The 23,279-nt window shown below is 56.9% G+C and carries 16 protein-coding genes and 3 pseudogenes; 5 read left to right on the top strand and 14 right to left on the bottom strand.

Annotated elements, in window-relative coordinates; genetic code table 11:
* Positions 1-81: 81 nt before the first annotated feature.
* From mfd to BBOMB_RS01030, 4 genes and pseudogenes are all read right to left on the bottom strand, one after another.
* Positions 82-3,582, bottom strand: a complete 3,501-nt coding sequence (mfd, locus tag BBOMB_RS01045; RefSeq protein WP_044086828.1) for a transcription-repair coupling factor — start codon at positions 3,580-3,582, stop codon at positions 82-84.
* A gap of 67 nt (positions 3,583-3,649) precedes the next feature.
* Positions 3,650-4,249 carry an aminoacyl-tRNA hydrolase gene (pth, locus tag BBOMB_RS01040; RefSeq protein ID WP_044086826.1) on the bottom strand — a complete coding sequence of 200 codons (600 nt, stop codon included), beginning with the start codon at positions 4,247-4,249 and terminating at the stop codon, positions 3,650-3,652.
* 262 nt (positions 4,250-4,511) lie between these two features.
* Positions 4,512-7,847: a UPF0182 family membrane protein gene (locus BBOMB_RS01035; protein WP_081867199.1), complete on the bottom strand. Its 3,336-nt coding sequence runs from the start codon at positions 7,845-7,847 to the stop codon at positions 4,512-4,514.
* 146 nt (positions 7,848-7,993) lie between these two features.
* A pseudogene (locus BBOMB_RS01030) lies at positions 7,994-8,407 on the bottom strand (6-phosphogluconate dehydrogenase); the annotation flags it as partial.
* Positions 8,408-8,689: 282 nt separating this feature from the next.
* Here BBOMB_RS01030 and BBOMB_RS01025 point away from each other — a divergent pair.
* A complete protein-coding gene (locus BBOMB_RS01025) occupies positions 8,690-9,364 on the top strand; it encodes a FadR/GntR family transcriptional regulator (protein WP_044086823.1) in 675 nt (224 codons plus the stop codon).
* Between the two features lie 368 nt (positions 9,365-9,732).
* Here the strand turns inward: BBOMB_RS01025 and BBOMB_RS01020 are convergent, their stop codons facing one another.
* The 6 genes from BBOMB_RS01020 to BBOMB_RS00995 form a co-directional block, all read right to left on the bottom strand.
* Positions 9,733-10,251 carry a gluconokinase gene (locus BBOMB_RS01020; RefSeq protein WP_044086412.1) on the bottom strand — a complete coding sequence of 173 codons (519 nt, stop codon included), beginning with the start codon at positions 10,249-10,251 and terminating at the stop codon, positions 9,733-9,735.
* A gap of 181 nt (positions 10,252-10,432) precedes the next feature.
* The gene (locus BBOMB_RS01015; protein WP_081867198.1) at positions 10,433-11,758 is read right to left on the bottom strand and encodes a uracil-xanthine permease family protein; all 1,326 of its coding nucleotides are present in this window, start codon (positions 11,756-11,758) and stop codon (positions 10,433-10,435) included.
* A gap of 252 nt (positions 11,759-12,010) precedes the next feature.
* Positions 12,011-12,466 carry an Hsp20/alpha crystallin family protein gene (locus tag BBOMB_RS01010; protein ID WP_044086410.1) on the bottom strand — a complete coding sequence of 152 codons (456 nt, stop codon included), beginning with the start codon at positions 12,464-12,466 and terminating at the stop codon, positions 12,011-12,013.
* A gap of 365 nt (positions 12,467-12,831) precedes the next feature.
* Positions 12,832-13,329 (bottom strand): nuclear transport factor 2 family protein, encoded by a 498-nt coding sequence (locus tag BBOMB_RS01005; protein WP_161787676.1) that lies wholly within the window; start codon positions 13,327-13,329, stop codon positions 12,832-12,834.
* A 153-nt stretch (positions 13,330-13,482) separates the two neighbouring features.
* The gene (locus tag BBOMB_RS01000; RefSeq protein ID WP_044086408.1) at positions 13,483-13,860 is read right to left on the bottom strand and encodes a DUF488 domain-containing protein; all 378 of its coding nucleotides are present in this window, start codon (positions 13,858-13,860) and stop codon (positions 13,483-13,485) included.
* A gap of 61 nt (positions 13,861-13,921) precedes the next feature.
* Positions 13,922-14,134 (bottom strand): zinc ribbon domain-containing protein, encoded by a 213-nt coding sequence (locus tag BBOMB_RS00995; RefSeq protein ID WP_044086407.1) that lies wholly within the window; start codon positions 14,132-14,134, stop codon positions 13,922-13,924.
* Between the two features lie 200 nt (positions 14,135-14,334).
* On the opposite strand from BBOMB_RS00995, the gene BBOMB_RS00990 reads away from it, so the two are divergent.
* Entirely contained in the window at positions 14,335-14,940 is a 606-nt protein-coding gene (locus tag BBOMB_RS00990) for a Type 1 glutamine amidotransferase-like domain-containing protein (RefSeq protein ID WP_044086404.1), read from the top strand.
* A 213-nt stretch (positions 14,941-15,153) separates the two neighbouring features.
* Here the strand turns inward: BBOMB_RS00990 and ychF are convergent, their stop codons facing one another.
* The 4 genes from ychF to BBOMB_RS00970 all read right to left on the bottom strand — a co-directional run bounded on the left by ychF (position 15,154) and on the right by BBOMB_RS00970 (position 19,490).
* Complete coding sequence (ychF, locus tag BBOMB_RS00985) at positions 15,154-16,242, bottom strand: redox-regulated ATPase YchF (protein WP_044086403.1); 1,089 nt, start codon at positions 16,240-16,242, stop codon at positions 15,154-15,156.
* 173 nt (positions 16,243-16,415) lie between these two features.
* Complete coding sequence (locus BBOMB_RS00980; RefSeq protein WP_044086401.1) at positions 16,416-17,069, bottom strand: Type 1 glutamine amidotransferase-like domain-containing protein; 654 nt, start codon at positions 17,067-17,069, stop codon at positions 16,416-16,418.
* Between the two features lie 176 nt (positions 17,070-17,245).
* The gene (gene proC / locus BBOMB_RS00975; RefSeq protein WP_414133042.1) at positions 17,246-18,052 is read right to left on the bottom strand and encodes a pyrroline-5-carboxylate reductase; all 807 of its coding nucleotides are present in this window, start codon (positions 18,050-18,052) and stop codon (positions 17,246-17,248) included.
* 52 nt (positions 18,053-18,104) lie between these two features.
* Positions 18,105-19,490 (bottom strand): alpha/beta fold hydrolase, encoded by a 1,386-nt coding sequence (locus BBOMB_RS00970; RefSeq protein WP_044086400.1) that lies wholly within the window; start codon positions 19,488-19,490, stop codon positions 18,105-18,107.
* A 222-nt stretch (positions 19,491-19,712) separates the two neighbouring features.
* Between BBOMB_RS00970 and BBOMB_RS00965 the strand changes: the two genes are divergently transcribed.
* The 3 genes and pseudogenes from BBOMB_RS00965 to BBOMB_RS08455 all read left to right on the top strand — a co-directional run.
* Positions 19,713-22,253, top strand: a complete 2,541-nt coding sequence (locus BBOMB_RS00965; RefSeq protein ID WP_044086399.1) for a sensor histidine kinase — start codon at positions 19,713-19,715, stop codon at positions 22,251-22,253.
* Positions 22,254-22,298: 45 nt separating this feature from the next.
* A pseudogene (locus tag BBOMB_RS08460) lies at positions 22,299-22,526 on the top strand (response regulator transcription factor); the annotation flags it as partial.
* 129 nt (positions 22,527-22,655) lie between these two features.
* Positions 22,656-23,153 (top strand): annotated as a pseudogene (locus tag BBOMB_RS08455) (LuxR C-terminal-related transcriptional regulator); the annotation flags it as partial.
* Between the last annotated feature and the right edge of the window lie 126 nt (positions 23,154-23,279).

Raw genomic sequence — 23,279 nt, 5'->3', positions numbered from 1 at the left:
ATATTAGCGTTAACATAGAACGTGGGAAACCGTGTGTTCTTAGACAATCAGCCCCTAGCCCACTGACGCGAACAGGCAAGGCTATGTCAGGTCCCTGAGCAATTGTGCCGTCCAATCGAGAATCTGCCCGGTATTCATCGGCTCCTTGCCCAAGGAGCCCGCGAATGGAGTCGCAATCAGCAACGTTTGCGTAACCGGCCGGTACTGCATGCCGCGATAGATACGATTCAGCCTCATACGCAACGACTCGGGCGGGTCTATTTTCGCTATGCGGATACGCGAGCCCTGGGCCACAAGCTCGGTGATGCCCAACGAGGCGGCCGCCTCGCGAAGTCTAGTGACAGCGAAGAGATAATCAAACTGCGCGGGCATGGGTCCGTAACGATCGGTCAGCTCGTCGGCGAGATCGTGCAGATCGGCCTCATCATGCGCCGCGGCTAGCTTTCGATAGGCTTCCAAGCGCAGCTTGTCCGAATCGATGTAATCCACAGGTATGGAGGCCTCGATGGGCAAATCGATGGAGACGGACACGCTTTCCTTGCGTTCCGGTTCCTTGACGTGGTCGACCGCATCAGACACCATCCTCACGTACAAATCGAAGCCGACTCCTTCAATATGCCCACTCTGCTCACCGCCAAGCAGGTTGCCAGTACCACGCAGCTCCAGATCCTTCATCGCCACATCGTAGCCGGACCCCAAGGCGGTGTTCTGCGCGATGGTGGCCAGACGATCATGAGACTGTTGAGTCATGGTCTTCGTCGGATCGTACAGGAAGTATGCGTAAGCGCGTTCGCGCCCGCGCCCCACGCGTCCGCGCAGCTGGTGAAGCTGGGAAAGCCCGAACCGGTCGGCATGATCCACGATGAGCGTGTTGGCATTGGAGATATCCAGTCCGGTCTCGATGATGGTGGTGCACACCAGCACATCGATGTCCCTATGCCAGAACCCCTGAATAATCTCATCCAGTTGCTTTTCCCTCATCTTGCCATGGGCGACGCCAATGCGAGCCTCGGGAACGAGCTCATGTATCCTGGCCGACACCTTGTCGATGTCACTGACCCTATTATGGACATAGAACACCTGTCCTCCACGCAACAGTTCACGGCGTATTGACGCAATGACCTGCTGATCATCCTGAGCCCCGACGTAGGTAAGCACCGGCAGCCGGTCCTCCGGGGGCGTCGACAACGTCGACATCTCACGGATGCCGGTCACCGCCATCTCCAAAGTACGTGGAATCGGCGTCGCCGAAAGGGAAAGCACATCGATATTCGTCCGCAACGCCTTGAGCGTCTCCTTATGTTCGACGCCGAAACGCTGTTCTTCGTCAATGATGAGCAGCCCCAGGTCCTTGAACTTTATTTTGGGGTTGAGCAGCTTGTGGGTGCCGATGACCACATCCACGGCGCCGGACTCGAGTCCGGCCAGAGTCTCATTGTTCTCTTTGGTGGTTTGAAAGCGGCTCATCGCAGCCACGGTCACTGGGAAATTTTCATAGCGTTCGACGAAAGTCTCATAGTGCTGTTGCACAAGCAGGGTCGTAGGCGCCAGAATCGCGACCTGCTTGCCATCCTGTACTGCCTTGAACGCCGCCCGTACGGCAACCTCCGTCTTGCCGAAGCCTACATCGCCGCAGATCAGCCTGTCCATAGGCACCGGTTTCTCCATGTCGGCCTTCACATCAGCAATGGCCGTCAATTGGTCCTCGGTCTCCTGATACGGGAACGAATCTTCAAGCTCCTTCTGCCAAGGTGTGTCCGGGCTGAAAGCAAAGCCCTTCGCCGATTGACGCGCCGAATAAAGCCTGACCAGGTCATCGGCTATCTCGTGCACATGCTTGCGGGCCCGTGCCTTGGTCGCCGCCCAATCCGACCCGCCGAGCTGGTTGAGTTTGGGTGCGTCGGAGCCGATGTACTTGGAAACAAGCTCAAGCTGATCGGCGGGTATGAAGAGTTTGTCGGCAGGAGCCCCGCGCTTGCTCGGCGCATACTCGATGACAAGGTACTCGCGGGTGGCCTGATTGCCGCCCTTTCCCGTGGTGCGCTGGACCATCTTGATGAAACGGCCGATGCCATGCTGTTCATGGACGACGTAATCCCCTGTCTTCAGCTCCATCAAGTCAAGCGGCTTACGTCGCCTCGACCGGTTTTTGACCTGTGCACCAATGCTCGTCCGACCTGTGAGGTCGCGTTCGGTGAGCAAGGCGATGGAAGCCGAGCGATCGATGAAGCCATCGACGGCCAGGGAGCGAACTGTGGAGAAACCGGTGACACCTGTGCCTTCCACTGCCCGCCTGAGTCTCGCCAACGTCGGATCCGAGGCAGCTGTGATGATGACTTCAAAGCCCGAATCAATAAGCCCTTCGATGCCACTGGAGGCTTTGCGTTCATCGCCACGGTACTCCGAGGCCGCTTGGGCATCCACGGCGATCTTCCCGGCAATGGCGGAATCAACGCCAAAACCCGTCAGATTCCAGACATCATGCCCCGAATATTCCAAGGATGAAACGGTTTCGTCAAAGTCAAGGAAACTCGCCTGCCCAAAATCAATCGGTGCCCCGGTCGAATGCCCGCTTGCTGCCACATGCCAACTTGCGGCCAGGAATTCATTCGCCGTCGTGTTGAGATCCTCGGCGGCCCTGCGCAGTCTCTCCGGATCGGAGAGCATGATGGTGGCCTTGCCTGGAAGCATAGAAGAGACGGATTCCATGTCGTCGACCAACGCGGGAATCAGGGACTCCATGCCTTCCACGGGGATGGCATCGGCGATGGAAGCGAGCATGTCCTCAGCATTGGGAAGCCGTCCGATGAGAGACCTTGCGCGCGCTCGGACGTCATCCGTAAGCTGCAGTTCACGACAAGACGTAGCCCACACCAAGTCGATGCCCTGTCCATAGGTGCGCTGGTCAGAGGCATGGAACTCATGGATGGCGTCGATCTGATCGCCGAAAAACTCAATGCGTACGGGATGCGGCAACGTCGGAGGAAAAACATCGAGAATGCCTCCACGCACGGCGAACTCGCCTCGGTTGACGACGAGCTCCACACGGGCGTAGGCGTTACGCACCAAGCGCGACGAGGCATCGTCCAGAGAGATCTCCCCTCCGACCCGAAAGACGAGCGGCTCCACATCGCCCAATCCAGCCACAACGGGCTGGATGAGCGAACGCACCGGCATGATGAGGACACGTATGGGTCCAAACAACGTGCTGCCGCTCTCGGGATGCGCAAGTCGACGAAAAACGGCCATGCGGCTGGCAACTGTGTCTGCCCTGGGTGAAAGCCTCTCGTGAGGCAGAGTCTCCCAAGCCTCAAGTTGAACCACTTCGCTCGAAGGACCGTCGTACCACGAGCGCACCGACTTGACCATCTCATCAGCCTCACGCGAGGAGGAAACCACCATCACCACCGTCTCACGCCGCGCCACGGCCGCTGCCAAGGCGGGATGGACACCCTCCGGCGCACCTACGTCCAGCACGTTTTCGGCCGATGCGTGGGACTCCTGCACATCACCGTCAGTGAGCGCACGAAACCCTTGATCATTCCTGAGCTTCTTCAGCAGATGTGCCAATGCCCCTTGCATCGTGTCCGTATCGGATCCGGAGGACGGCGTGGATCCTTGGGAAGCGTTTGCGAATCGATTGCCTGCTTCAGCGCCCATTGAACAACTCCTGCGTCCTGGCAAGCCCCTGGAAGATGACCGCCTCCGCAGCATCGGCGCCATCAGCCAGAAAATCAGGAAGCTCCTTGCGTTGTGCCGGTGAAAAACCACCTAACACCCAATCGACTGTGTTTTCATGAGCATGCGGACCCCGCGCCGCATGTCCCGTGCCCATACGGACACGAGCGTACCGGTTGGTACCCAAAGACCGGTCAATCGATCGTATACCGTTGTGGCCGCCGGCCGAGCCACCAGCTTTGACCTTGATACGACCGAAATCCAGATCCATATCGTCATGGATGACGATGATGCGGTCGGGATTGATCCCATAGTATGCACCGACCGAAGACACCGCATCTCCGGAATCATTCATATACGTCAATGGCTTGATGAGGAAGAACTTCACCTGCCGTCCATTGAGGTCCATCACGCCCTTGCCCAGGTCAGCAAGCCCTTTGTGATCACTGAACGACACCGACCACCGCTGGGCCAGAGTGTCGGCCACCATGAACCCCATATTGTGCCTGGTGCCCTCATATTTCCTGCCTGGATTACCTAACCCGGCTATCAACCAAAAATCCGATGCCACAGTTCCGAACTCCCCCAACGGCGTCGCCAAGCGCAGCGACCATCATGAATACGCCACAATGACCCCATACCGAAACGACCGGGTATAGGGCCTTGCTGTGATTCATAGTACCCAGTGCAAACGACGCACGCTGTCGGCGGAAAGCACGTGATGCTTCATGGAGGCCGCAGGGCGATAGCAGAACACGCATGTCACATGCCATCTACAACGCACAAGGCACAACCCGGTGCGGCACCTATCGAAGGACCGGCCTGACTGCCACCTATTTGCCTTCCAACTCAATGGCCTGGTTGATGGCGTCGTTCAGATCCTTCTGCGCTTTGCCATAAGCCGTCCAGTCTCCGGATTTCATGGCACTGTCTGAATCCTTCATGGCTTGTGAAGCACGGTTCAATGCGGCCTTGAGCTCAGGGTTTGATGCTGCCGAACCACCGGATGCGCCTGATCCCGACTGCACTTTGCCCGGTGCCGTCTTACCGTTCGCACCTGCCCCACCTTCCTGGCTCTTTGCGATGCCATCACCGTTGTCAGGTGAGGTAACGCCGGAATCATGGGAACCGCCGCTGTTCTCGGCATCACCGGCAGAAGCCCCTGAATCGCCGCCGAAGACCTGGTTCAGCGCCTCATCAAGGGTGTCTGCGAATCCGACTTGGTCACCGAAAGCCACAAGAACCTTCTTGAGCAACGGGTAGCTCGTCCCACTGTTGGATTGCACATAGACAGGCTGGACATAGACCAAGCCACCTCCAAGGGGCAAGGTGAGCAGATTACCACGTTTGAGCTTCGTCGAACCGGTCTCCAACAAGTTGAGCTGATTTGACGCGACCGGGTTGGTGTTGAAATTGGTCTGCGCCTGCCCCGGACCGGGCACGTTCAGGTCCTTAGGCAATTCCTGCAGACGTATGGTGCCGTAATTCGGCCCCACCTCGCCCTTCTTGGAGCCTGCATCGGAGTCTACCGACAGGAATCCGGTCAGAATCTCGCGAGTGGAGGCGCCGGCTGGAATATACGTCGACGTCAACGAGAACAATGGCTCCGAAGAACCGCCCGTTTTCAGCGTCAGATAGTACGGGGGCTGCAGCACATCGTTGCTTTGGGCCGCCTTCGATTCGGTCGGATCGACCGGGGTCTGCCAGAAATCCTCACCGGAGAAGAACTGTCCGGCGCTGGTGACGTGGTACTTCGACAGTAGTTGGCGTTGGACCTTGAACAAGCCTTCCGGGTAGCGCATATGGCTCATCAAGTCCCCTGACATGTCGGAGATGGGATGGTATTGCCCGGGGAATATCTTCTCCCACGCCTTGATAACGGGATCCGACTTATCCCATACATATAGGTCCACCGAACCGTCATAGGCATCGACGGTGGCCTTGACGGAATTGCGTATATAGTTCGCCGGCTGGCTCATGAGTCCCTTGACGGTATGCGAGGATATCGTGGTGGAATCCTCCGTTGCTCTGCCAAGATCGGTGGTTTGGGCGTAGGGGTAGGCATCAGAGGTGGTGTAGGCATCGACGATCCACTTCACACGCCCATTCACCACTGCAGGATACACACGCCCATCCAGGGTCAGGTAGGGGGCCACTTTGGCCACACGGTCCTTGGGGCTGCGATCATACAATATCTGAGAATTCGACGTCACTCGGTCGGAGAAGAATATCTGGTCCGATCCGAAGCGCAGGGCGTACAGCAATCTGGTGAAGGCGTTGCCTATCTTCGGCCCGCCATTGCCCTGGAACGTGTTGGAGGCACCGGTGGACCCCTTGGGATAGTCGAACTCCCAAGGCTGTGAGCCTTTCGGTGAACCGACGATGGAATAGTCCGGTGAATTAGGTGAGAAATAGATACGCGGTTCGTAATGCTGGCTTTTGGACAGCTGGCCTTGCGTCGGAATGCCTGATTCGAAGAACCTCGGGTATCCATCGGCGGTGACCTTGTTGCCATAAGCCGCAACGATACCGTAGCCGTGGGTGAAAACGGTATGGTCATTGACCCAGTTGCGGTTGTCATTGCCCTCGAGATTGAGCTCGCGCGCGGCTATCACCGTATCCTGGCTCTTACCGTCGATATCGTACTTATCCACGGCCAAAGAATCGGGGAACGAATAATACTGCTTTGACTGCTGCATCTGCTTGAAGGTGGAGGAGACGACCTGAGGGTCGAGCAGTCTGATCTGCGCCGTGGTTTCGGGATCGGATGCCAGTGCGCCCGACCGCCCCTTGGTGGTGGCGTTGTATTGTTCCGTTCTGACGCCATCCAGCCCATAAGCATGTCTGGTGGCGGCGATGTTGCGGGAGATGTACGCCGATTCCATCTCCTGCTCGTTGGGATTGACCTTGAAACGCTGCAGTACCGTGGGCCACAACATCCCAAGCACCAAGGAAATGACTATCGTCGCCGCAACGGCGATGATAGGCACGCGCCACGCCTTCAACGCCGCACTCGCCCTGACTCCCACCGAAGCAGGACTGTCGAGGGAACGTGAGCGCAGAATCCATGCCCCAAGCAGAATGCCCAGTACGGCGGTGAGCGCAGCCATGATGAAGGTGACCGGAATATTGGCGTGAACCGTCGTGTAATCGGCGCCGGTGAAGCGGCTGCCATCGTCGGTGAGGTTGGAGAAAACTCCCACGATCTGGCGTACCGACCACAGCAGCATGTTCAGCACCACCCAAAAAGCGACTTGCCGACGCGCATGTCCGGTGAGCGATACGATGCCGTGCCCATGGACCGGCATGGATATGCGAATCCCTCCCATCGCGAAATGGGCGACGAGCGAAAAGACAAGACCGAAGACGAACAGCACCATGAGTCCCGAAAGCACCAGTCGAAGCCCTGGAAGGATAAAGACATAAAACCCGTTATCTAGGCCGAACTGCGGGTCCTTGATGCCGAAGTTTTGAGCGTGCAGCATCAACAGCACCTCGGACCAGTTCGAATTGAATCGGGCACCGAACAGGATTCCGACGAGAAGCGCGATAATCATCGCACCGCGACGCGCCGTTTTGGAACTAAGTGACCTGCCCACTTCCACGACGTCGCCATGAATGCGAATCGTCGAACCGTCAGGACTGTCCGGTCGCGTTCGTATCGCCATCCAAGCGGAACAATAGCTGACGGCAAGCAAAGCCAAAGCATAGGCAACCCAAAGCCCGACCTTGGTCCACAGCTGCGTCCACACAACGCTTTGAAAACCGAGCTGGTCATACCACATGAGGTCGGTGATGAAGTGATCGAGACCGAACAGCAACGCAAATATGACCAGCAATGAAACGACAATCACGAGGACTGCCTTTTGGGCTGCGGATAGATTCTTTGACGAACGGCCACCACCCCCCATGATGCGCGGCCTGCGTGGACCACGCGGTCCACGCGGGCCATGGGAATCGTCATGTCTGGCGGCGCCGGTACGACGATGTGGATCATCATCTTCACCATCGGTTTCTACATTGAGGATGGTGGGACCGTCATCATCGCCATTGTGGAAAGACCGCCGTTCACCGCCGCGACGTCTGGCTGTTTGTTCATATGGTGAGCCCTGGAAGGAACCGGTCAGTGCAGCGCCAAGCATGTCAACGAAATCGTCTAAGAAGGACATGCCTCAATCGTACCCTACCGTACTCCCCTGCCCAGCATCCTGCTCACTACCGGCAATATGCAAACGAGCATGGAATGGAGGGACCGATCTCACCACCCGCACCGAGGGATACCGTGCTTGATAAATGCAAAGTCTTAAGCGACAAGTCAACCTGACGTCACATGTCCTCTAAATTGACAACGCAACAACGTCACCACACGCATCGCGTCATCCTCGCTGCCGCGTGAGGCCTGGCGGGCGAATAGGACAGAGCTCGTAACCGGCGTCGGCACTCCAAGCTCGCAGGCCACCTCAATCATCCACTTCGCTTCACCCGATTCATCAGCTACAGGCGGAACATGACGCAAATCTGAATCGCTTTGCATGCCTTCGACAAGCAGATCCAAGAGCCATGAAGAAACCACACTTCCCGATTTCCATGAAGCCATGACTTCGGCCGGGTTCCCAATCAGTTCCGTGCGTTCCATAGTGGCGAAGCCTTCTCCAAAGGTCCGCATCATTTTATACTCGATGCCATTATGGACCATTTTCGCGAAATGGCCACCCCCAACTGGCCCAGCGGAACGCAAGCGAGCCGCCATATTGGCGCCCATGCGCCCCAACCCGACCATTCTCAACTGCGTATTTCCTCCTTGAAAACAAATGACTGATCATTCATAATAGATAGTATTAGATAGTATTAGATATTATTATATAATGACGTTTCTCATAAATAATACTCTTTTTGCTGCTGAACTAAGAACTATCCAGTCATTCGGCGGTTTATGCATATTTTTTGCTACCCTAAACGTATGGATTTGACATCATCTCGGAGCACAGACAAATCATCCGGCAGCACGCCCATGCAACAGCCGGTGGCGGAATCCTTGGCCATTGATATCATCGAAGGCCGATGGGAAGCCGGTACCAGCATCACCTTAGGCAACATTCAGGAACGCTTCTCCATCTCAAGGACCGTCGCGCGTGAGGTCTCGCATACGCTTGAATCGGCGCACGCCGTCATCATCAAGAAAAGAGTGGGACTTGTGGCGCAGCCACTCGAAGCCTGGCAGGCCCTCGACGACCAGGTGATCCGTTGGAAACTGCACTCGAACGCCCGAAACAGGCAACTGGCGAGTCTCACGGAACTCAGACTCGCCATCGAACCCACCGCCGCTGCCGATACCGCCCGTCACGCATCCCTGGAGACACGCGCTCTCATGCCCGTGCTCGCCATGGAGATGCGTAAAAGCGGCGAATCCGGTGACCTTGACACATTCCATAAACTTGACAGCCGTTTCCATACATTGGTGTTGACGGAAAGCAACAACGAGCTGTTCGCCGCCTTGGCCCCGCAGATCAGCACTGTGATCGTGAGTCGAGTGGAGATGGGTCTTTATCCCGCAAAGCCAAAACCTGAGGCACTCGATGCCCATGAACAGGTAGCGCAGGCCATTTGGAAGCAGGAACCCTCGCTTGCCAGCCAAGCCATGGCACTCATTGTGGATGAAGTCAAAACCGCCACCGAACGGCCTTGATGTATCGTCCAGCGCATCAGCGACGCAGCTCGTAAGATATGCACCACACCATTCCCGACCTCGCGCGAGGAGCGGACGCGTGCCTGTGCACAACGCCGTCGCCCGTCATGTATGACTTCCTACCCGCATCAACGATGACGTGATGACGATTGGCATACGCGCCAATCATGCCTCGTATGCAACGAATCAGGATTCAGACTCAAGCCAATACGCTCTTCCATCCTCAGTCCGACAGCATCCGGATCTTCCAACGCCCTGTCTGCAATTCCCGAGCACCAATTACCGGTTCTCCCGTATCGGGCAAGGTACGCACTTCAATCGATTGGTCCGACTGCCGCAAATCGCACGACGCCCGATGCGCGCGCCGGTCATTCTCCTTTTCCGGCGCAATACGATTTGACGGTCTTCATCACCAGCGCCTCAACCTCTTCGGGAGTGCCGTCCACCGGAATCTCCACACCGTTCTCGTCAGGTTGCAACATCTCGAGGTCAGCGAATTGACTGGGAAGCAGTGAAGACGGCATGTAATGCCCCGTGCGCATTGCAAGCCGCGATCCGATGAGCTCCTGCGATCCGACCAAGTGAATGAACAACACATCCACTCCCTTGCACAATACATCGCGGTACGACCGTTTGAGGGCCGAACATGAAACCACCGTGGAACAGCCTCGTGCCGAACGATCGATCATCCATCGATTGATGGCGCCCAACCAAGGCCAACGGTCTGAATCGGTAAGAGGAACACCTCGGCTCATTTTATCGACATTCGCCTTTGAATGAAAGTCATCACCCTCAGCCATCTCAAAGCCAAGCTGATCCCGTATCGCCTCGGCAACGGTAGTCTTGCCGCAACCGGCCACACCCATAACAACGATATGCACGCTCATCAAGCTCCTTGCGACATTGCCAATGAACCAAAGTGCAATCAGGCTATCAGGGATTTCTTGATTTGTCAAAAGAGCGATGTGTTATGTAATTGAGAGCTTTTATATACTTTTAGAGAGTCTCAAAAAAATAGTCCCCGCTGCATGCTCATGCGGCGGGGACATTGTACAAACCTTCGGATAATTACTTGCCTGCCGATTGCCGGTCGACGGCAGGCGCGTCCTCACCCTCCACAGCTTCGGGAAGAATGGCACCGGTGGCCCGACCTATGGCCTTCAGCAGATGGTAGACCACGAGCACCACGACGGTGCCGATGGCGATGCCGTTGAATTTGATGCCGGCTACCGCGAAGCCGAAATCCGCGATGCCGATAATCATCGTTACGGCGGCCGTCATGTTATTAAGCGGGTTGGCGAAATCGACATGATTGTCGACCCAGATGCGCACGCCGGTCATGCCGATCATGCCGTAAAGCAATGTGGTCACTCCGCCGAGCACGCCTGCCGGAATAGTGTTGATGACGGCACCGAATTTCGGGCACAGACTTAGAACCAATGCAAAACCAGCGGCACACCAGTAGGCGGCGGTGGAGTACACGCGTGTGGCCGCCATGACGCCGATGTTCTCGCCATACGTGGTGGTGCCGGAGCCGCCTCCAAAGCCCGCTATCGCGGTTCCCAGACCATCGGAGAACAAGGCCGTGCCGATTTTGTCGTCATAGTCACGGCCGGTCATCTGCGCGACGGACTTCACGTGCCCAACGTTCTCCGCAATGAGCACCATGACAACCGGTATAAACATTGGGAGCACCGACCAGTCGGCCACCGGCGTACGGAAATGAGGGAAGCCGATCCACGAGGCCTTCGCCACTGCAGCGAAGTCCACCTGCCCGCGGATGCAGGCATAGGCGTAACCTATGAGCACGCCGACCAGGATGTTCAGTCGGCCTAGGAGGCCTTTGAAGAGAACCGCCACGAGAAGCACCGCAGCCAAGGTCACCGCGGCGGTGTCTGGCGCCTGCTTGAAATTGTTCCACACCGATGGGGCCAGATTAAAGCCTATGATGGCCACTATGGCTCCATTGACCACCGGCGGCATGATGATGTCTATCCACTTGGAACCCGCGAAATGAACCAGGATTCCAATCAGAGCCAAAAGCAACCCCGTACACATGATTCCGAAACTCGCGGCCGCAAGCCCCTTGCCCGCACTGGCCACGGCCATGATGGGGGCTATGAAACCAAATGAGCTACCGAGATAACTCGGTAGCTCATTGTGATTGATCAACAGGAACAGCGCCGTTGACATTGCCGTGAAGAACAAGGTGGTCGACGGGTCGAAATGTGTCAGAATCGGGACAAGGAAGGTGGCACCGAACATGGCCACCACATGCTGTGCGCCTATCCCTGCTGTCCTGCCCCACGTCATGCGCTCATCGGGGTCTACCACCTCGCCTGGGTTCAAAGTCTTTCCATCACCGTGAAGTTTCCATGTAAACATGCCGTTCATCGCTGCTCCTCATCATTCTTCGCCGTAAAGACGTCCTTGACGCCGAATCGGTTTGCCGTTCGCCGATGGAATATTCTATTCGCCGCAACGACAAAATGGCAATGAAGCCTGCTGCCGAAAGCTCCCCCTATCGACGAAAGTGCGAGAGCCACTGCGGTCTGCACGAACCTCAAGCACGACTACAACGCGCGCGAACATGCAAAACCGGTCGGACGCGCATACGACACCCGACCGGTCACACCATGATAGAGCTCAGCCTTCAATGGCGATGTGGTGACCTTCCTCGACCTTACGTTGAGGATCTTTCTTCGCAATCTCAAGGTGCAACGTGCCGTCCTTGTAATTGGCACGGACGTCGTCCTCACGAAGCTGGTTACCCACGTAGAAATTACGCGAAGCGGAACCTACATAACGTTCACGACGCAACCACTTACCGTTCTCGTCCTTGTCTCCGCCATCCTCGTCCTTATGCGCGGAAACGGTCAAATATCCGTCGTGAAGATCAACCTTGATGTCGTCTTTGTTGAAGCCCGGCATATCGATGGCCACTTCGTAATTGTTGTCATTCTCGCGCACATCGGTCTTCATAAGGCTTGGCGACGAAACACCGGTCAACATCCTCTCCGGGGCGTCGGTCCAACGGCTGAAGAACGGATCGTCGAACATATCATGAAACGCATCATTCATCAAAGCTGGAAACATAGCCATAACACATACTCCCTTACGTGTGAGTGAAGGCTGGCTGCCCATCCGAGACAACGAGAGCAACACCCGGTGCAACAACAGCACCCGAAACCTTCCGGAACCTCCCGGCTCCTGCGTTCCTTTTCACTTCCTTCAACCACACGCGCACATGCGAATTCCTGAATTTTACCGACGGTAAAATCGTTTCGGAATTCGACTTACATAGTCATTCCCGAACAGGAAATCAGACTATGAGGCACCGGAATCGCGAAAGCCAACGACGGGCGAGCAGTGTCCGGCATCTACGACCGACAGTTAGGGCAACCGGGAAATGGCGAGTGCTCCGCTTGCTAGACGCACCCGTCCGGCTCCAATGAGCACTTGGTCCGCTACCCGGCGATGTCCCCGTATGGATACCGACGATCGTGTTTGGCATAGAACTCACGCACGGAGTTGATTTTGTTCTGCCTGTCGAATTCGATGATGGAAACACCATCGAATTCGTAGCTCCCCTCCCTTTCGGCACCCACGCCATCGGATTGCCCAGCCACGCCGTCTACCTCACACAGTGAGTGCGAACGGTCGGCCAGATCATAGGCGCAGAACGTCCATGTCACGGTTATTTCAGGCTGCCCCTGGTTCCCGCGTCCATGTAGGAAATCATGCACCCGCCAACTTACCACCACTTGGGCGGCTTGCAAAGCGTCGATCCAACGATGTATCTGATCGCGGCCTTGGTAAATGGAACCGGTATACTCCTCGTACCTGCAATCGGGTGCGAAGAGCCCATCGAGCTTGTCGAAATCGCGAGCCACCCACATCTTGAAATACTCGGTTATCGCGCGCTCACGGCTTCGTGCTCGCTTCATCGAAAAAGAATATGCCACCATGTTCCTATTGTAACGAAAACTGTAGGGCACGTTGCCGCATCCGTCTCATTCTCCCACCCCGGCGTACGAAGCACCGGGACGACGGCGAACGATGGATAAGCAAACCGGAATTCAGGAGCCGTTCATGCTCAATCCGGCACTAAGGCACCTTCACATCATGCGCAGTAGGTAATCTCGCAATACCACGGCGTTGTTGTGTTCTTCATCCTTCGCGGAATACACCAAAGTCACCACGTCATGTTCACGACAGATGCCACGCAATTCAGCGACCGGTCCCGCTTCCGGAACATACGCTTCGTCCATCGCGTCAAGCTCAGAGGCATAACGACGACGAAACTCGTCGAACTTGGAGGGGTCATGCCCAAACCAAGTGCGCAGAGCGCCGCTCGGAGCAATGTCCCTGAGCCACACAGCGACATGCGCTCCGACCTTGGAAACCCCTCGTGGCCAAAGTCGGTCCACGAGCACACGAAAGCCGTCGGATTGCGAAGCGTCGTCATAGACCCGTTTGATTGTTATCCTAGCCACTTCCCATACCTGTCTTTCAACCGTCAAAGCCGACCTTTGCGAAACATGTGTGCGTCATACGTCACGAACTGAAGAGGAAATCCAACACGTTCATGCCGGCACTGGTCTGTGCACGGTACAGCTCGGTGTAGCCACAGTTTGTGCAGCTGATGGTGATGAAACGCTTGTTCTGCACATCGAAAAGCTTGGCGAAATTGCCGCCGGTGGCTTGGAACTGGTCGGAGACGAAAGCGGTGCATCCACACTTGTCACAACGGTACTGTCTACGATCCATAAGACGGCCTCTCATTCGAAGTGAAACCAATCAACACTAGAGTAAAAGGATACATCACCACCATGAACAATATCACGGCTCGCCATGACGCATCGCAAACATGAAGCGGGAATCCGTTTCCCTATGCCACGCTCCAAGCCCTGTGGCCGTGTTAGAATCGTTGTCGACCCTGACAATGAGGAACGGAAAGGACCGTCACGATGCATCTGCTGCTGACTTCAATGCTTCACCCTCGAATGGAGGAGGTTCTTTCAGGGACAGTCGTCTACATCGCAGACGCCGCGCGTACACTGTTGGCGAGCCCCGGTGGCCGCAAACACGCCGAATGGGAGCACGACCAGGTCCGGCTGTATGGCTGTGACCTCGTCGATGTCATGGTCGCCACCACGCCACCGGACCAGCTCGTTGAGGTGTTGGATCATGCGGACGGAATCTATATGGCCAGCGGCGAGACCTTCGACCTGCTCAACGCGTTGAAGACTTCGGGCGCCGATAAACTCATCGTGGACAAAGTGCGCGAGGGCCTGCCCTATGTAGGTTCATCGGCCGGTTCGGTCGTGGCCGGACCCAGCATCGAACCCATAAGTGTGATGGACTCCCCCGACCTCGCTCCCAATCTTCATGACTACACCGCCCTGGATCTCATCGATCGGGTCATCATACCCCATGCGCAAGGCGACGGGGCATATCCCGCTACGATCATCACCGAAACCGTTGAACGGTACGGTTCCGCGTATCCGTTGCTCCTCTTGGAGGATGGACAGGCGCTCGAAGTCGATGGAACCAGGCAATCCGTCATCGCTTAGACGCACCGTTGCTCCAACCACCGACGAGCGGCGGCTAATCACCGATTGCACAGGCGAATCACGAAGCCCGTGGTCACCGACGTCCCCGTCCCAAGAATCCGACGCGGCCATCACAGACCCTTTCTTCAGGAAACCCGAAAAGCTGCACGCAGAAGACTGACCACACGGCCGCAGTCCGAGGAAACCGTCAACCGCCGTAATATTCTGGTCTGGTCACACGTTAAACTTGAACTCGACGATGTCCCCATCCTGCATGACGTAATCACGACCTTCCTGCCGAAGCTTTCCTTCCTCCTTGATTTCGTTCATAGACCCTTTGGCAGCCACGAAATCGTCGTAGGAAACGATGTCGGCCTTGATAAAACCGCGTTCGAAATCACTGTGGATGACACCAGCCGCTTGCGGGGCAGTCCAACCTTGATGGATCTGCCACGCGCGCACTTCCTTGACTCCGGCGGTAAGGAACGTCTGCAACCCAAGCACATCAAAACCGACGCGAGCCAGCTGATCAAGAACGGATTCCTTGAGTCCTGCGTCTTCCAGCATCTCATGGGCATCGGCATCATCGAGTTCGGTAAGATCGGATTCGAACTGCGCATTGAGGAAGATGGACTGCGCTGGTGCGACCGAATCCGCGAGCCGCTTCTTCAGGGTCTCGTTGGAAAGCTCGTCGTCATCGACATTGAACACGTAGATGAACGGCTTGGCCGTCATCAGATGCAGGTCGTAAATGGAATCCTTGTCGATCTTGCCTGCAGCGGCGGCATGGTCGATGGTCTCACCATCACCCAGAATTCGCTGAGCCAGCTTGACGGCGTCAACATATTCCTGACTGACCTTCTTTCCGCGCAGATCCTTCTCCAATTTCGGCAATGCGTTCTCAATGGTCTGCAGATCGGCCAGCATCAGCTCGGTGTTGATGGTCTCGATGTCGTCGGCTGGATCGACCTTCCCGTTGACATGCACGATGTCGTCATCCTCGAAGGCACGCACCACCTCACAGATTGCATCCGCCTCACGTATGTTGGCCAGAAACTTGTTGCCCAGACCCTCACCTTCGGAGGCGCCCTTAACGATGCCGGCGATATCGACGAAAGTGACCGTCGCCGGAACGACCTTGTCGGTATGTACCAGATCAGCAAGCACGGGAAGCCTTTTATCGGGCAGTGGAACGATGCCGGTGTTCGGCTCGATAGTGGCGAACGGATAATTCTCCGCGAGCACGTTGTTGCGAGTCAAGGCGTTGAACATGGTGGACTTGCCGACATTGGGCAATCCTACGATTCCTATTGTTAAAGACATACCTTAAGTCTACGGCGGGGCTTGACGCGGTGCAAAGCAGACAACGGCACCGCCATGGGCATTCGCTTCACGGTCTTCGAGCCTTGCCTGGCGGCGTCACATGCCACGATGGGGTGTCCGTGGCATGACGAACATCACCGTGGGAACGGTATGACGAACTTCTTGGGCCGGTGTCAGATGGCCAGTCGTATGGCCTTGGCACCGTTGATGACGATGCCTTCTCTATCCGTCAACAGTTCCAGCTTCGATGACAGCGGTTGACGCCCAGCCATCGAAGCAGCCAGATTTTCCTGCAATCTGACTATCGATGCCGCCGCACGCCCCAAGAGCGCGGCACCGACATGCGGCACCACGCGGAAATCGACCAATCCAAGTCCCTTACAGGTCTGCAGAAAACGTCCCTTTGCCGGGTCGTCCATCGGTGCTATATAACCGATGTCCGGCCCCGCGACCACCGCGCCGGCCGAAACGCCGATATATGGTTTGCCAGCATCCACTTCCTCGACAAGGACGTCCGCCGCGCCGGAACGCCTCAATTCCTGCATAAGATAAAACGTATTGCCACCGCCAACACAAATGACATCGGCACCTCGAAGCTCGGATTCCACTTCATTCGGCGTCGCATGGGCCACATCAAGCACATGCACGTTGAAGCCCGCTTGGGTCAGTCGACGGATGTTCAGATGGCGGGAAACGGGTTTCCTGCGCCAGTCCCCCATATCCGCCGTCGGGATGTAGACCAGCTTGGCGCCGGAGCGCGGTGCCCCAAGTCTGCGCAGGGAACGAATGGCGGGAACGAGGCGCGATGAAAGTACCAGATTAGACATAACCCCGCCTTTCCTCGATACTCTATGCATAGGTCGCACGCCGGGCCACCGAGTCGACGATTGACTGGTAGGTAACGGCACAACCCCTGACTTCCCTCCATTATACCAATCCAGAGAACCTACGGACCACCATTGACATGGCTTCTTCGTCACATATGACGGACATCGAGAACGACTCAGCCCATCTCGATGGCATCGACGGCACGAACCACCGCACCTCGAAAACCGGCCTTCTCCAGCTCCGTGACACCTTTGATGGTGGTTCCTCCCGGAGAGCACACGGCGTCCTTCAGAGCCCCCGGGTTCACACCGGTGTCCATATACAGCGCCCCCACACCTTCGGTCATCTTCGCGGCCAACCGATAGGCGACATTGCGCTGCAGCCCATACTTCACGCCGGCATCGCCGAGGGCTTCAATATACATGGCCGTGAACGCGGGCGCACAGCCGGCAACGGAGGAGCCGATGCCCATCAGCGCGGTGTCCACACGCTCAATGAGAGCTACCGGACTGAACAGCGCCTCGAAGGCCTCACGCTGTGAATCGGTGAGCGAATCGGCGCTCTCAGTCACCAGCACCCCTTGACCCACTTCGATGGGGGTGTTGGGAATCACGCACTGCACATGCACATCCTTACCCAACAAGTCCTGATAATATCGAAGGTCAAGTCCGGCCGCCACTGAAAGCAGAAATCTTCCATTCGCTCTCAGCAGGTCCTCCGCACCTGCGAGCGCCTTCTCGACTTGGTATGGCTTGACGGCCACGATTACCACATCCGCTGCATCGACGGTCTCGGCGGCGCTGTGGGAGGCCCGTGCTCCCAGAGCCTGGACCGATTGCTCAAGCTTGTCGAAATGAACCGCGTTCGCGATAATCTGACTGCCTCGAACCACCCCGGCGTTCACCAAACCCTTGGCCATAGCCTGGGCCATGTTCCCGAAACCGATGAAACCCACTGTGATATCAGTCAAATCGTAAGCCATATGCGTTCCTTTCATACTCCTCACATAATCGTAACCATCTTAACCAGCTTGGTCAGAACAGCTCCTCCAAATCGCCGCGATCCAGAGCCTGCTTGAACAGACGCGCGAACACCTGCGGTCCATGCACGCCGTCATGCTCGAACTCATTGGTGACCCAGGCATGGGAGTTGCCTATCCGCGAAAGCGTGTCTAGCTGAAGTTCTGAAGGCACGTACATGTCATCGAAATACACCGCCGCCTGAAGCGGAACTTCGTTGCGGGCCAGCTGTGCCGCATCATAGATCTTCGGGAACCGCACGTCCTGCATGAGCAGTTCAACGGCCTGCCGGTACGGTCGCAACTGGCTTTCTTGCTCGAACATCCAGGGGAAGACTGCTTCGCCCGTGAACAGCAACGGACACCTGTCCGTACCGAACTGCGGGAGCCCGTCACGCACCCGCTGCGCGGCCCAATCGAGGGGACGGGCAAGCTCACCCTCGTCGCCCCCATCCGCATATATAGCCTCTTGAAGCGGCCAATACAGCGGATTCGACGATGAATAGGACTCCACCGATTCCAGGAATTGATCGGACAATGCGGACCTGACGCTGGCCGACCCGTCACCGTCCACGAACGCGGAATCGAAAACCCAGTGCACCCATTCGAAACTTGGCTTCATTCCGAAAGTCGCACCCAACGTCTGCAGACGCTCCACGGTGAGTCGATCCCCATTGGTCAACTTCACAGGGCGCACGTCGTCCGTCAACATTCGCGCCACCATGCCAACACGTTCGACATCCTGTGGATAGCGTTCATAATATTGAAGCGATTTACGCTCCATGCGCGGAAACGTATGCTCATACAGTTCCTGGGCGTCGGCCGGAACATGCGGAATGCCACCGGTGGTGAAGCTGGCGACGACCCCTTGAGCGAACAATGAAAGATAGGCCAAGGTGAGGAACCCTCCGTAGCTTTGCCCCAGAGTCACCCATCGCGCACCAGCAAATTGCGTCAGGCGCAGATGCTCGAAGTCCCGCACGATGGAATCCGCGAGGAAGCGCTTAAGATATGCCTCCTGGTCCTGAGCCGAGCCAAAACGCACCATGACATGCGAATCCACGCGTGAGGAACGGCCAGTACCACGCTGGTCAGGAAGGATGACGCGGAAATGCCTGACCGCCTCCTCAATCCAACCGTCGCTGGATGGGCTGATCGGACGCGGTCCCGCTCCACCCGGACCGCCCTGAAAGAACACCAATAGCGGCAGATCATCATGTACATGTTCAGGTGCACACACGACGCGATAAAATAGCTGCAGCGTCCTTCCGCTCTTGTCGACGCCCTCTTGAGACCCGCATACCCACTGCCCTGGCGTCTTTCCTCTCCAGTCAAGCGGAACAGGAATGGAACGGTCTTCCACATACAGTCCCGGAACATGATATTTCGCCAGCAACGCCATCTCGCACCTCGCAATCCAACCACACGGCCCCTTGAGACCCGATAGTCCCAAACAGTGTGACAAACAGCATAAATCATCGGCCAGCCATCAGTATACGGGCCTACCTGCCCACCACCGTGCCAAATCCGCACATGCCGGCATCAAGGATCGGGAGCGCAGCGACGCGACATATCACCACTGCGTATGATGGAGCACGCCCTCACTTCACGATAGTCTGAAGGCATGGGAGCATTGAACAAATTCGTCGCATGGAGCAAGAGACACACCATGATCTTCGACGCGGCGCTTGCTTTGCTGTTCACCATGATCTCCCTGGCCGCCGCAACCAGGAGCATGACCGCCGGACTGTTGTGGATGCCAGGGGATTTGTCAGTGATGCTGTGGACCGTCGCTCTGGCCGTGCCGATTGCGACACGGCGCAAATATCCCGAGCCGAGCGCACTCATCTTCGTGCTGCTCGTTCTTCTTCAACTCATACTTGGCCCCACCTTATTGCCCGTGGACGTATTTTCGACCATGTCATTGGTGTATTCGGTCATCGCCTATGGGAAACCCGAGCACACCAAATCCTTCATTCTGCTGACGTTCCTCATGACGTTCGCGGCTACGCCCACCATCATCTGGTCGCGGGTCGCAGGCCCGATGTTTCCCCCCAAAAGCACCCGGACCATCACAGGGAATCTCGATTGCGCCACCGCCTATTCGAGTGGTCTTACCAAGGCCTGTGGAAGCCGCCTGCTGCACGATTCGCTCGAGAGGCTTTCATTCACGGCCGTATTCCTGGCATTGGCCATCGTGTTGGGCTACTGGCAAAGGGCGAGAAGACACACCGTCACCATGTTGCGGGAACGCAATCGGGCCATCGCCTCGAGAAACGAGGAGGAGGCGCATATCGCGCGTATGGCGGAACGGGCACGCATCGCGCGTGACATGCACGATGTCGTGGCGCACACCCTTTCGACCGTCATCGCCCAGGCCGATGGAGGGCGGTACGCCGCAACCCACGACCTGGAGCTCGCCAGGCGAACGATGAACACCATAAGACTGGAATCCCGACACGCCTTGGACGACATGAAAGGACTGTTCGGCATGTTCGGACAGACCGAGCATCACGGTTATGCCGACATCGCCACCCTCATCGGGAAGCCGTGCGACGGAGCGAACATGTCGGTCTCGCGCCGCATCGTCGGCGAACCGAATTCAAACTCACTGAGCGTCCAGGCCGACGGCGTGGCCTATAGGGTCGTCCAGGAAGCACTCACGAACGTGCGCAGGCACGCGGGGGCACACGCACACGTGAACTACATCGAACAGTGGACGACCGACGCGCTTGAAATCGAACTGACCGATGACGGGCGCGGGGCGGCGTCGGCATTGGACGCCCACAAAAGCGGCTACGGGCTCATTGGTATGCGCGAGCGTCTGGAAGCGATAGGAGGCAAGCTCAGCAGCGGCCCTCGCGTCGGGGGCGGATTCACCGTCCGCGCGGTCATACCCTACGCCATACGGGAGGCCAACGAGGTACGAACCGACGAAACGTCCGCCCAAGAGGGGGCGATTGCGCATGTCGACGATGCTGCGAAAGAGGCGGTCGGTCCGGCATACGGGAACCATTCGAAGCAGGGACGGGACGCTACAGACGCACGAAGCAAGCAAAACCGAATCTCGGATGAAAACGGCGATGTCTTGGCATATCCCTCCTCTCCGCACTCCCATGCCGCCGTGACGACCGCAACCGGTGCGTCCAACCAGCAGAACAGAGCATCCAACAACCAGAATCGACGCAAATGGTCCGGACTCATGAACCGGTTTTCCATATGGGGGCAGCGTCATTATCTGGCCGTCGATGCCACCGTGGCCTCTCTGATTCTCCTCATCGTCACGATGAAACCTTCGACCGGCATGCTCCTGACCTCCGTCCCCGAAACGTATCTGATCGGTCGGCCTTCACTGACTCCTACCGAAAGCTTCCTGCAAAGCCTACCCATCTGTTTCGCATTGGCCCTACGACGTCGATGCCCACGCTTCAGCGCCGGCCTGGCGGTGACAACGGTGCTTATTCATATGGTGTTCCTCGATTCGATACCATCGATGGATGTTTTGGCATTGGTATTGCTTTACTCGATATGCCTCTACTCGGTACGCTCCGCAAGAATCTGGTCAAGCCTGGCTGCTTTCGCCACCTGCCTGCTGTTTTCAGCGAAGGCCACGACGCAATCACAGGGTTACGGCAGCATGCTTGACCTGTTGCCGAACGGCAGGCCACGAAACACGTCCCGGCCGGCGCTTGATTCGTACGGTTCGCTTGGATTGTTCCTGCTCATTGCGGCCTTCTCATCCGCGGTGACGTTGGTGATCATCATCTGTGCAATGATGGTCAAGCTAAACGGCAACAATGCCATCCTTCTCAGGGCGCGGGCCGAGGCGCTCACGAGCGAAAGGGAACGTCAGAAGGTCTTGGCTGCCAATCTTGAGCGGTCACACATCAGTTCCGAAATCCAAGCCGACGTGGACCGAGCCCTTGGCAGCGTCATCAAGGAAACCGAAGTCGGATTGGAACTGTTGAAGGCCATAGCCCGCTCAGACGGACTGCAACCATCCGAAACCGACGCCGAACGCATAGCCCAATCCTTCGCCTCCATCGCCCGCCAAGGACGGCAAGCGCTGAGCCACATACGAAGTCTGCTGGGTGTCCTGAGACAGACCGAGGAAAGCCCTTCCGAATCACATAAGGAACCGAGAATGCACCCTGTGTCGCGATGACCATTCTTCGGGCCAGCCGCACATACGCCGTGTTACAGTGATGGCATGAGTGAAACGCAACCGATACGGGTACTGATCGCGGACGACCAGGAACTGGTTCGCGCCGGTTTCGCGATGGTCATCGATTCTCAGACTGACATGACCGTCGTCGGACAGGCAGGCGACGGCGATGAGGCCGTGTCGATGTGCGGCAGGCTCCGGCCCGATGTGATGCTTATGGATGTGCGTATGCCCAGGGTCGATGGCATCGAAGCCACCCGTCTTATCATGGAGGATCAGGACCACGACCGGAACATTGCACCGGCAACGACAGGGAATGAGGCGAATGATGCATACAAGGAGGCCAACGACACCAAATCTGATGACAGGCAGACCAGGGAATACGCCAATCGGAGACCAGCGACCAGAGTCATCATCCTCACCACCTTCGACCTGGACGAATATGTGATGAGCGCAATCAACGCAGGTGCTTCAGGCTTCCTGCTCAAAGACACCGAACCGGAGACCCTGCTCAGTTCGATTCGCACCGTATACCAAGGCAATGCCATCATCGCCCCGAGCGCCACAAAACGCCTTATCGCCCATATGAGTGCAAGAGGAGACACAGGAATGGGCACCTCGACGATCGAACCTTCCATATCAAAGAATCAAGGCGATGACAAAAAGACGAATGGTGAAGGAATCGCATACGCCGATCCGGAGCTTGACGACCTTACCGAACGAGAGCGCGAAGTGCTGGTGGAAATCGCCCGCGGCCTGTCAAACCAAGAGATATCGGATAAGCTCTTCATCAGCATGCCCACCGTGAAGACGCATGTGGCGCATATCCTAGCCAAAATACATGCTCGCAACCGTGTGCAGGCAGTGGTATTCGCCTACGACAACCATCTCGTTTCCTAAAACGCACCCGGCATGTGCGGATTCCGGCTTCGCAAGCCCCTGCGCCGCCAAGATGAGCACCAGCCGAGAAAGTCGCACACAATAACGTACACTCCATACCGCCCCATTCGTCATGATGCCGGAAAC

It is taken from the genome of Bifidobacterium bombi DSM 19703 (assembly GCF_000737845.1).
In the GTDB taxonomy this organism is placed as follows: Bacteria; Actinomycetota; Actinomycetes; order Actinomycetales; family Bifidobacteriaceae; genus Bifidobacterium; species Bifidobacterium bombi.
The sequence above is the reverse complement of the archived record's forward strand: the minus strand, read 5'-3'. Positions and strand labels throughout refer to the sequence as shown.